This is a genomic window from Oleiphilus sp. HI0080, assembly GCF_001635135.1.
The window spans coordinates 1-779 of the sequence record NZ_LWFU01000718.1 but is presented as its reverse complement, the minus strand read 5'-3'; the positions used below and the strand labels follow the sequence as shown (position 1 = coordinate 779).

General features: G+C 49.9%; 1 pseudogene. It reads right to left on the bottom strand.

The features are described from left to right. Positions 1-631 (bottom strand): annotated as a pseudogene (locus A3751_RS15455) (alkaline phosphatase); the annotation flags it as partial. Between the last annotated feature and the right edge of the window lie 148 nt (positions 632-779).

The window sequence follows — 779 nt, the reverse complement described above, 5'->3', positions numbered from 1 at the left end:
TTACCTGGGTGACATCACTTGGCGTAAGCGACCCAGCTCCGCCAGAGACGTCGATAATTGTGACACTGCCCTCTGGATCAACGGAGTAGTCGCCATTTGGCTCTCCTTCATTTGCCGCGATAACGGTGTTGCCATCAGGGGTAAATGTCACCATGTCGGGCAAGGCACCCGCTTCTACTGCACTAAGAAAGGTCCCATCCGTCTGATAAAACGCAATGTAGCCGTTATTCTGTTTTGGCTTGGCTTCAATCGCAACGGCGAGCGTGTTGTCGCTAACGGCAACGCTGTTAGCCGCACCTAGGTCCGCTTCACTTATACCGGCAATCGCGCCGGCAACGTCGCCCGCGACATTCAACGAGCTCGCGAGAGTTGGTGTGGATGGCGATGCGGTGTCTATTAGGTCGATTTGTCCTGAGTTGGCATTGACGACAAACGTCGTTTTTGTTGCTGGATCATAATCAACGATCTCGGCGGCTGATTCATCGAATTCGCCTGTTGAGTAACGACCCAAAAAGGATACGGAAATCGTGTTCTCGAACAGGTTCAGTTCATCGATTTTGTCTTCAACTTTACAGCCAGCTAGTAAGCTTGTACCCAACGCAACCGCTGCGGCCAAGCACGTTATCTTCATATTAGATCTGTTTTTTACTTTCATCTCTCTCTCCAGGCTACTCGTTTAATTATCCTAAAACGCATTATTTTTGTGGCATATACACTGATCGTGCAGCGCCGTTCATACACTCTGATGATTCCCTCGTGACAACACCGTCAGCGGAAAC